The following is an 8,683-nucleotide window of genomic DNA, read 5'->3' as shown; positions in this document are numbered from 1 at the left end:
AGCCGGCGCGACCATCGGTGCGAAACTGATCATCACCGACGCCCGCCACGACGTGTCCAAGCAGGTCAGTGACGTCGAGGACATGCTGCAAAAAGGCATCGACATCCTGCTGATCAACCCTACGGATTCTGTCGGCGTGCAATCGGCGGTCAAATCCGCGCATGCCGCAGGCGTAGTCGTGGTGGCGGTCGATGCCCAGGCCGACGGCCCGCTCGACTCCTTCGTCGGCTCGAAAAACTTCGACGCCGGCTTCCAGGCCTGTGAGTACCTGGCCAAGAACATTGGCGACAAAGGCAATATTGCGATCCTGGACGGCATCGCCGTGGTGCCGATCCTTGAGCGTGTGCGCGGTTGCAAAGAGGCCGTGGCCAAGCACCCGGACATCAAGATCGTCAGCATCCAGAACGGCAAGCAGGAACGTGACCAGGCGCTGACCGTCACCGAGAACATGCTGCAGGCGCAGCCCACCCTCAAGGGCATTTTCAGCGTGAATGACAACGGCTCCCTCGGCGCGCTCTCGGCCATTGAAGCCAGTGGCCTGGACGTGAAACTGGTCAGCGTCGACGGCGCGCCGGAGGCGATCAAGGCGATCCAGAAGCCTGGCAGCAAGTTCATCGCCACCTCGGCCCAATACCCCCGCGACCAGATCCGCCTCGCACTGGGCGTTGCCCTGGCCAAGCACTGGGGCTCGCAAGTGCCCGCGACGATCCCGGTGGACATCACCTTGATCGACCAGGCCAAGGCCAAGGACTTCAGCTGGTAAATCGCCCAGGCCCCACGCACGCCGTGGGGCTCAAGGTTTCCTTCTGAATACGAGGTCGGCGGTATGAGCAGTCTCCTGAAGCTGGAAAATATCTGTAAGCGTTACCCGGGCGTACAGGCCCTCAAGTCCATCAACCTGCAAGTCGAGCGTGGCGAGATTCACGCCTTGCTCGGGGAAAACGGCGCGGGCAAGTCGACCTTGATGAAGATTCTTGGCGGCGTCGAGCATCAGGACGAGGGCCAGATTCTCATCGACGGCCAGGCGCAGCAGTTCGCGACGTACCGCGATGCCATCGCCGCCGGCATCGGCATCGTGTTCCAGGAATTCAGCCTGATTCCCTACCTCACGGCGGTGGAAAACATCTTCCTTGGTCATGAGTTGAGCAATCGTTTTGGCCTGCTGCGCAAGCGCGAAATGGTCGAGGCCTGCGAGGCATTGTTCAAGCGCCTGGGCGTGAGCATCAACCTGCAATGCGCGGTCAAGCACCTGAGCGTGGCCGAGCAGCAGTTTGTCGAAATCGCCAAGGCCCTCGCCCTGGATGCGCGCCTGCTGGTGCTTGATGAACCCACCGCCACCCTTACGCCCAGCGAAGCCGAGCTGTTGTTCGAGATCATGCGCGAGCTCAAGCGCCAGGGCGTGGCGGTGATTTTTATCTCTCACCACCTGGAGGAGATTTTCCAGGTGTGCGACCGCATCAGCGTGCTGCGCGACGGCGGCAACGTGGGCGTGACCGATGTGGCTGACAGCGACATCGACCGCCTCGTCGAAATGATGGTGGGCCGTCGCCTGGAAAACAGTTTTCCGCCCAAACCGACGAAAGAACGCGGCCCGTTGTTATTGGAGGTCAAGGATATTCAGTTGGTACGCAATGGCCCCCATAACCGTTTCCAGTTGCACAAGGGTGAGATTCTCGGCTTCGCTGGCCTGGTCGGTTCAGGCCGCACCGAACTGGCGCTGGGCATGCTGGGCGCGCTGCCGTCGGTGAGCAAAGACGTGTGGCTGCGCGGTGAAAAAGTCACGCTGGATGACCCGGCCCAAGCCCTGGCCCATGGCATCGGCCTGTTGCCGGAAAGCCGCAAGAGCGAGGGCCTGATCACCGATTTCAGCATTCGCGAAAACATCTCCCTGAACAACCTGCCCAAATACCAGAACGCCGCGGGCCTGATCGACAAGGGCCGCGAGTGCGCGAGTATCGACAGCTTGATGAAGCAACTGTCGATCAAGGCCCCGAGTGGCGAAAGCCGGGTGTTCAACCTCAGCGGCGGCAACCAGCAGAAGGTTGTGATCGCGCGCTGGATCAACCACCACTGCGACGTGCTGGTGTTCGATGAGCCCACCCGCGGCATCGACGTTGGCGCCAAGGCGCAGATCTACGCGTTGATGCGCAGCCTCACCGAACAGGGCTACGCCATCATCATGATTTCTTCCGAACTGCCGGAAGTCATCGGCATGTGCGACCGCGTCGCCGTGTTCCACAAGGGCGCGATCGTCAAGGTACTCGAAGCGTCTGCCGTCAATCCTCAAGAGGTCATGCGCCATGCAACCGGGGGCTCAAGTGAATATGTCCATTAAAACCGCCGACAGCGGCCGCCTGCGCCTGAACCTGGCGCGGCTGGTGCGTTCACCGGCGTTTTATCCCTTTATCGGGCTGCTGGTGGTGACCCTGGTGATGGTCCTTGCCAGCGACACCTTCCTGACGGCCAGCAACCTGTCAAACATTGCTCGCCAAGTGTCGATCAACGCGATCATCGCGGTGGGCATGACCTGCGTGATCCTCACTGGCGGCATCGACTTGTCGGTGGGCCCGGTGATGGCGTTGTCCGGCACGCTCACTGCCGGCTTGATGGTCGCGGGCTTGCCGCCTGGGTTGGCGATTGGCGCCGGGATGCTGATCGGCGTGGCTTTCGGTATCGGCAACGGCCTGTTCGTCGCCTACCTGCACATGCCGCCGATCATCGTCACGCTGGCGACCATGGGCATCGCCCGTGGCCTGGGCCTGATGTACACCGACGGCTACCCGATTTCCGGGCTGCCGGACTGTTTCGGCTTCTTCGGGCGCCAGAGCCTGTTCGGCATCGAGGTGCCGATCCTGATCATGCTGATCACCTATTTCGCCGCCTATGTGCTGCTGCAACACACGCGCATCGGCCGCTACATCTACGCCATCGGCGGCAATGAAGAAGCGGTGCGCTTGTCTGGCGTGCGCGCCGCGCGGTTCAAGTTGCTGGTGTATGGGATCAGCGGTCTTACGGCAGCGATTGCCGGGCTGGTGCTGACCTCACGCCTGATGAGCGGCCAGCCGAATGCCGGGGTGTCGTTTGAGCTGGATGCGATTGCGGCCGTGGTACTCGGCGGCGCCTCGATTGCGGGTGGGCGCGGGGTCATCGTCGGCACCTTGCTGGGCGCCATGCTGCTCGGCGTATTGAACAACGGACTGAACATGCTTGGCGTCTCGCCTTACGTTCAGAGCGTGATCAAGGGCGGGATCATTTTGCTGGCGATCTTTATCAGCCGTCAGCGCCATAAATAACTCCTAACAAGACAGGACCGAACACATGGACAAGCACACCGAAATGCAAGCCGTCGTTTGCCACGGCCCGAAAGACTATCGCCTGCAACGCATCAGCAAACCCCAGGCGCGGCCCAATGAACTGGTGATTCGCATCGCCGCCTGCGGCATCTGCGCCAGTGACTGCAAATGCCACTCGGGCGCCGCCATGTTCTGGGGCGGCGACAACCCGTGGGTGAAGGCGCCGGTGGTGCCGGGCCACGAGTTTTTTGGCTACGTAGTGGAAGCGGGCGAGGGCGCCGAGGAGCTCTTTGAGGTCAAGGTCGGCGACAAGGTAATCGCCGAGCAGATCGTACCCTGTGCCAAGTGCCGCTTCTGCAAATCGGGCAAATACTGGATGTGCGAAGTGCACAACATCTTCGGCTTTCAGCGCGAAGTGGCCGAAGGCGGCATGGCCCAGTACATGCGCATTCCCAAAACTGCCATCGTGCACAAGATTCCGGAGGCGGTATCGCTGGAAGATTCAGCGCTGGTCGAGCCGATGGCGTGCTCGATCCACACCGTCAACCGCGGTGATATCCAGCTCGACGACGTGGTGGTGATCGCCGGCGCCGGCACCCTTGGCCTGTGCATGGTGCAAGTGGCGGCGTTGAAGACGCCGAAAAAACTGGTGGTCATCGACATGGTCGACGAGCGCCTGGAGCTGGCGAAAAAGTTCGGTGCCGACGTGGTGATCAATCCGGCGCGCGACAACGCCCGCGAGATCATCAACGGCCTGACCGACAACTACGGCTGCGACGTGTACATCGAAACCACTGGCGTTCCGGCGGGCGTCACTCAGGGCCTGGACCTGATCCGCAAACTCGGGCGGTTTGTCGAATTCAGCGTGTTCGGCGCCGAGACCAGCGTCGACTGGTCGATCATCGGTGACCGCAAGGAGCTGGACGTGCGCGGCGCCCACCTGGGCCCGTATTGCTACCCCATCGCCATCGACCTGTTCGAGCGTGGCCTGGTCACCTCCAAAGGCATCGTCACCCATGACTTCCCACTGGACAACTTTGCCGAAGCGTTCGAGCTGGCCAACTCGACGAAGTCGATCAAGGTGCTGTTGAAACCGGTGCCCTCATCCCATGAGTAGCAGCATGAACTACGTCATGGGCGTCGATATCGGCACCCAGAGCACCAAGGCGTTGCTGGTGGATGGTCAAGGCACGATCATCGCCCAGCACAGCCAGGGGTATCGCGTCGACACCCCGAAAGTGCGCTGGGCCGAGCAATGGCCGCAGGTCTGGCTGGACGCTGTCGAGAGCTGCGTCGCGCAGTGCATGGCCAAGTCGGGTGTGGCGGCGGAGCAGGTCAAGGCGCTGTGCATCAGCAGCTTGTACGGCGGTTCGGGAATTGCCGTGGATGCGCAGATCACGCCGCTGCACCCGTGCCTTATCTGGATGGACCGTCGCGCCGGCGAGCAGGTGGCGTGGGTGCGTGAGCATGTCGACCTTGAGCGCTTGTTCGAGGTCACCGGCAACTCGGTGGACAGTTACTACGGGTTCACCAAAATGCTCTGGCTCAAGCAGCATCAGCCAGACGTGTGGGCGAACACGCGCTATTTGCTGCCGCCCAACAGCTACATCAACTGGTGCCTCACTGGCGAGTTGGCGGTGGACCACAGCAGCGCCGGCAATATCGGCGGCGTTTACGACGTAAAAGCGCGTGGCTGGTCTGCCGAGATGCTCGATGCCTTGGGCATTGCGCAGGAACTGATGCCCGAGCGGCTGGTGTATTCCGGTGAGGTGGTGGGCGGGTTGCTGGAGACTTGGGCCGCGCGCCTGGGCCTGCAGGCGGGCACGCCGATATTGGCTGGTGGCGTCGATGCAGCGATGGCCACTCTGGCCGCGGGTGTGACCCAGCCGGGCAACCATGTGGCGATGATCGGCACCAGCATGTGCTGGGGTTATTTGAACCAGCACGTGGATGCCCACCATGGTTTGGTGAGCATGCCGCACGTCTATAACGGCCGTCAGGACCTGTACATCTTCGGCGGCGCGATCACCGCCGGGGCGTCGGTGAGCTGGTTTCGCGAACAGTTCTGCCAGGCCGAGGAGCAACAGGCCAAGGCCACCGGGCAGGACAGCCTGGTGTTGCTGGAACAGAGCGCGACAAAGATCCCGGCGGGCAGCGAAGGCCTGTTGTTTCTGCCGTATTTGATGGGAGAGCGCAGCCCGGTCTGGGATGACCGTGCGAGCGGCAGTTTTGTCGGGCTCAACCTTTATCACAGCCGTATCCACCTGTACCGCGCGGTGCTGGAGGGCGTGAGTTTTGCCTTGCGTCACAACATTGAGGCGGGCACCCGGGGCGCGCATTCCCTGGACCCGCGCCTGATTGTGGTGGGCGGCGCGAGCCATTCGGATTTGTGGATGCAGATCATCGCGGATGTCACGCGGTACCCGGTTTACACCATCGTTCAAGAGGTCGAGGCGGCACTCGGCGCGGCGTTGCTGGCGGCGCATACGGTGGGCTTGGTGAGTGATGGCGCGATGGCGAAAGGCTGGGTGCAGTTGGAACTGCGTGCGCAGCCCAAGCGCGAAAATGTGATGGCCTATGACCAGGCGTTTGCCGAGTATTTGAAGCTGTACCCGGCCCTGAAACCGACCATGCACAACCTGCAAACCAACTGACTCACCGCGCTCCAAAAATGTGGGAGCAGGCAAGCCAGCTCCCACAGGGGATTTTCATTGTTTTTGAGAGCTTTATTCATGAACGCAGCCTTTGACTTCACTCACCAACGCATCCTTGTCACCGGCGCCAGCAGCGGCATCGGACGCGAAATCGCGCGGCAATTGATCGCCAGCGGCGCTGAGGTTTTTGCCCTTGGCCGTGATGCTCAAGCCTTGTCTGAGCTCGGCTGCAAAATCCTCAGCCTGGACATCGCCGACAGCGTTGCCCTCGACAACGCCCTGCAAGATCTGCCGCCACTGCACGGCCTGGTCAATTGCGCCGGTATCTCGCGCCTCGAACCTGCAACCGCCATCAGTGCCGAGGCCTTCGATCAAGTGATGCAGGTCAACGCCCGCGCCGCCGCCCAGGTCGGCAGCCGCGTCGCGGCAAAAATGATCGAGACAAAGATCGCCGGCAGTATCGTCAACGTTTCCAGCCAGGCCTCGCTGGTAGCGCTGGACGATCACCTCGGCTACTGCGCCTCCAAGGCCGCACTGGACGCGATCACCCGCGTGCAATGCGCTGAATGGGGCCGGTTCGGCATTCGCGTCAACAGCGTCAACCCCACGGTCACACTGACGCCGATGGCGAGCATGGCGTGGTCCGACCCGGCCAAGCGCGACCCGGCGCTGGCGGCCATTCCGCTGGGGCGTTTCGCTGAAACGGTGGAGGTCGCGCTGCCGGTGCTGTTCCTGCTGAGCGATGCCGCGAGCATGATCAGCGGCGTGAGCCTGCCGATCGACGGTGGTTACACCAGCCGCTAGCCGTTTTCCAGCTGGCCGGCGATCACCACCTTGTCGCGAGGCTTGTACGGGTCTTGCAGGCGGTCGAGCAACAAGCGCACCGCGCTGCTGCCGGCCAGCGAAGCGTCGTGGGCCACGCAGGCGATCGGCACGCCAAAGATATCGGCGAAGGGCAGGCGGTCGATGCCGCAGATGGTCAGGCTGTCGTGGGGGATGTTGTGCATACGCAAGGCGCGCAGGGCGCCGAGGGTGATCAACTGGTTAAAGCCCATGATCGCGTCCGGCGCCGAGTGTTCGGCCAGGTAGTCGAGGGTGTGCAGGTAGGACGGCATCAGCGTGTAGTCACCGGCCTGCACTTCGACGTGCACCTGCGGGTGTTCGGCCAGCACTTCGCGCAGGCCCTTGAGGCGCTCCACGGTGATGCGTGAATGCTCGGGGCCGGTCAGCACCAGCAGGCGCTTGAGGTGTGGCGTTTGACGCAGCAGGTAGTGCGCGGCCTGGATGCCGCTGTGGTAGTTGTCGAGCACCACGCGGCTGAACGGGCTGTCGTGGAGCGTGCGGTCGAGCAGCACCACCGGCGTCTTGCCGTTGCCCAGGCGCTCCAGGTAATCGGGCTGGTAGCTGGGCTCGTCAGAGACCGGCGACAGGATGATCCCCGCCACGCGGTAGCCCAGTAAAGTATCGACGGCTTTGCTTTCCAGCTCTTCCAGCTCGTCGGTGTCCACCAGCATGATGGTGTAGCCGTGCTGCTTGGCCTCGCGGGAAATCGCCTTGATCATCTCGCTGTAGAACGGGTTGTCGACCGATGCGGTAATCACGCCGATGATCAGGCTTTCACTGCGCTTGAGCCCTCGCGCGAAGGCGTTCGGCACGTAGTCCAGCTCCCGCGCCACCTCAAGGATGCGCGCCAGGGTGGCCGGTTTGACCTGGTCAGGTTTGTTCAGCGCCCGCGACACCGTGATGGTGGTCATGCCGACCCGTTTGGCGATGTCGCTGATGGTGACGGATTTTTTCTTGTTCATCGGTAAGGCTGCGAAAGGAAACACCCGCAGGCTAGCATGCGCACAGGCGTAGGGTGATTCAAATCAGCGGGTCCCAGCGTTGCGACCAGTCACGCTCGGCCTTGACCACGCTGCGCAGCAGTTCCAGTGCCTGTTGCAGCACCGCCGAATCGCGTGCCCGCGAATACACCAGGTAGGTCGGGAAACTGAATTCCGGCGCCTTGGGCACGCGTTGCATCACGCCGCTGTCCAGGTAGCTTTGCACCACGCGCGTGCGGAAGTAGCCGGCGCCGCCGTTTTCCAGGATGTACTGCAGGGCCAGCGGGCCGAGGTTGAAACTCAGGGCGGCGCGGGCCTTGTCGGGCAGGGCGGTGTCGTGTTGTTGGCGAAAGCCCGGGCCCCAGTCGATGTAGACGTAGGGGTCTGGTTTGCTCACCAGTTGCACCAGAATCAGTTTTTCTTCCAGCACCTGTTCCACCTGCAGCCCTGGCCAGTATTGCGGCTGGAACACTAGGGCGGCGTCGAGTACGCCCAGTTCCAGTTGGCGCAGCAGGTAGTCGCCTTCGCGCACTTCGGTGCGCAGGGCGTGCCCGGGGATGTGTTCGCGCAGCGCTTGGGCCCAGCCGAGCATCAAGGGGTTGCACAGGCTGACTTCGCCGCCGATGTGCAGCACGTTGCGGTAGCCGTCGGGCAGTGGCAGGTCGCGTTTTGCGGCTTCCCAGGTTTGCAGCAGTTGGTTGGCGTACACCACGAACGCTTCGCCATCGGCGGTCAGCCTGGCCCCGGCGCGGTTGCGGATGAACAGGGTGCTGCCCAGCTGGCTTTCCAGGTTTTTGACCCGGGCGGTGATGGCGGTCTGGGTGACGTGCAGTTTCTCGGCGGCGGCGGCCAGGCTGCCGCAGCGGGTGATTTCTAGGAAGGTGCGTGCCAGTTCGATGTCCATGACGGGGTC

General features: G+C 62.6%; 8 protein-coding genes. 6 read left to right on the top strand and 2 right to left on the bottom strand.

What is annotated here, in order from left to right; all coding sequences use genetic code 11:
* The 6 genes from WBB95_RS26815 to WBB95_RS26790 all read left to right on the top strand — a co-directional run.
* Window positions 1-763, top strand: a 763-nt coding sequence (locus WBB95_RS26815) for a substrate-binding domain-containing protein (protein WP_424490325.1), incomplete at its 5' end; no start/stop codon positions are given.
* 63 nt (window positions 764-826) lie between these two features.
* Window positions 827-2,335: a sugar ABC transporter ATP-binding protein gene (locus tag WBB95_RS26810; protein ID WP_424490324.1), complete on the top strand. Its 1,509-nt coding sequence runs from the start codon at window positions 827-829 to the stop codon at window positions 2,333-2,335.
* Complete coding sequence (locus tag WBB95_RS26805; RefSeq protein ID WP_424490323.1) at window positions 2,301-3,293, top strand: ABC transporter permease; 993 nt, start codon at window positions 2,301-2,303, stop codon at window positions 3,291-3,293. The genes WBB95_RS26810 and WBB95_RS26805 overlap by 35 nt, the downstream gene beginning before the upstream one ends.
* A gap of 25 nt (window positions 3,294-3,318) precedes the next feature.
* Entirely contained in the window at window positions 3,319-4,410 is a 1,092-nt protein-coding gene (locus tag WBB95_RS26800; RefSeq protein WP_424490322.1) for an alcohol dehydrogenase catalytic domain-containing protein, read from the top strand.
* Window positions 4,411-4,414: 4 nt separating this feature from the next.
* Entirely contained in the window at window positions 4,415-5,947 is a 1,533-nt protein-coding gene (locus WBB95_RS26795) for an FGGY-family carbohydrate kinase (RefSeq protein ID WP_424490321.1), read from the top strand.
* 78 nt (window positions 5,948-6,025) lie between these two features.
* Complete coding sequence (locus WBB95_RS26790) at window positions 6,026-6,751, top strand: SDR family oxidoreductase (RefSeq protein ID WP_424490320.1); 726 nt, start codon at window positions 6,026-6,028, stop codon at window positions 6,749-6,751.
* Here the strand turns inward: WBB95_RS26790 and WBB95_RS26785 are convergent.
* On the bottom strand, window positions 6,748-7,752 hold the full coding sequence (locus WBB95_RS26785; RefSeq protein WP_424490319.1) for a LacI family DNA-binding transcriptional regulator: 1,005 nt from the start codon (window positions 7,750-7,752) through the stop codon (window positions 6,748-6,750). The genes WBB95_RS26790 and WBB95_RS26785 overlap by 4 nt on opposite strands.
* 58 nt (window positions 7,753-7,810) lie before the next feature.
* A complete protein-coding gene (locus tag WBB95_RS26780) occupies window positions 7,811-8,674 on the bottom strand; it encodes a LysR family transcriptional regulator (RefSeq protein ID WP_424490326.1) in 864 nt (287 codons plus the stop codon).
* Window positions 8,675-8,683: the final 9 nt, after the last annotated feature.

The sequence above is a fragment of the Pseudomonas sp. genome (genome assembly GCF_049645325.1).
Taxonomy (GTDB): Bacteria; Pseudomonadota; Gammaproteobacteria; order Pseudomonadales; family Pseudomonadaceae; genus Aquipseudomonas.
Note: the sequence above shows the minus strand (reverse complement) of the source record. Positions and strands in the feature narration are given on the sequence as shown.

Excerpts from the sequence above, each read along its gene's own strand:
- WBB95_RS26790 (WP_424490320.1), top strand. The coding sequence starts at position 6,026 with ATGAACGCAGCCTTTGACTTCACTCACCAACGCATCCTTGTCACCGGC.
- WBB95_RS26805 (WP_424490323.1), top strand. The coding sequence starts at position 2,301 with ATGCAACCGGGGGCTCAAGTGAATATGTCCATTAAAACCGCCGACAGC.
- WBB95_RS26810 (WP_424490324.1), top strand. The coding sequence starts at position 827 with ATGAGCAGTCTCCTGAAGCTGGAAAATATCTGTAAGCGTTACCCGGGC.
- WBB95_RS26800 (WP_424490322.1), top strand. The coding sequence starts at position 3,319 with ATGGACAAGCACACCGAAATGCAAGCCGTCGTTTGCCACGGCCCGAAA.
- WBB95_RS26780 (WP_424490326.1), bottom strand. The coding sequence starts at position 8,674 with ATGGACATCGAACTGGCACGCACCTTCCTAGAAATCACCCGCTGCGGC.
- WBB95_RS26795 (WP_424490321.1), top strand. The coding sequence starts at position 4,415 with ATGAACTACGTCATGGGCGTCGATATCGGCACCCAGAGCACCAAGGCG.
- WBB95_RS26785 (WP_424490319.1), bottom strand. The coding sequence starts at position 7,752 with ATGAACAAGAAAAAATCCGTCACCATCAGCGACATCGCCAAACGGGTC.